Annotated in this window: 1 protein-coding gene; it reads right to left on the reverse strand. The window is 38.2% G+C overall.

What is annotated here, in order from left to right:
- Nucleotides 1-62: 62 nt before the first annotated feature.
- Nucleotides 63-770 (reverse strand): IS6 family transposase, encoded by a 708-nt coding sequence (locus tag K9V48_RS28245; RefSeq protein WP_224142335.1) that lies wholly within the window; start codon nt 768-770, stop codon nt 63-65.
- Nucleotides 771-821: the final 51 nt, after the last annotated feature.

Here is an 821-nt window from a genome sequence, read left to right on the forward strand (position 1 = left end):
GGTTCTGGTGCAAATACAATAACAGTTTGAAAAAATGAATAGATTCCTTTCGGAATCCTTCTTTATGCTGTAAGCCCAAACAATTGATATATAAATTCTTTCAGGTTTTGGACAGACTTCTCCCCTAAGAAAACTTGCTTCTTTCGAAGCATATGCATCGCTTCCATACCACTCAATATCTTTTTGGCAGTTCGAAACGATTTCAATCCTAGCATAGAACGAACTCGCTTCTTTATAAAGCGATAGTCTTGTTCGATGATGTTATTCAAATACTTTTGTTGTCTTATTTGCGTGCCAGAAGGCATGCTTTTTTCTTCTTGTAACTCTTGAATGGCTACAGGATACGCTGGATTCTTATCGACTGTGATCACGCGAGGGAAGGACACATGCGAAGAAGCCAAGGCTTTTTTGAAAAAGCACTTGGCTGATTGGGTATTTCTATTTTTGCTAAGATAAAAATCAATGGTGTTTCCTTCGGAGTCCACTGCACGATATAGATACATCCACTGACCTTTTACTTTGATATACGTTTCATCGACTCTCCAGGAATCATTTGTTAGCTTAAGATGAGGTCTTACCCTTTCATCTAATTCCGGTCCATATTGATGAACCCAACGCATAATCGTTGTGTGAGCCATCGATAAGCCGCGTTCTTCCATCATTTCCACCAAGTTACGAAAACTAAGGTTGTACCGTAGGTACCATCTCACTGTTAATAAAATAATGTCAGGTTGATAATGTTTCCACTTGAACAAATTTTGCTTTTCCATACTGATCACGTCCCTTTTTTAAAGTAATAGTATCAGTATGTCCGAGCTTTA

This window comes from Metabacillus rhizolycopersici (assembly GCF_020075705.1).

Bases quoted from the DNA above. Each gene is read 5' to 3' on its own strand.
- K9V48_RS28245 (WP_224142335.1), bottom strand. From the start codon at position 770: ATGGAAAAGCAAAATTTGTTCAAGTGGAAACATTATCAACCTGACATT.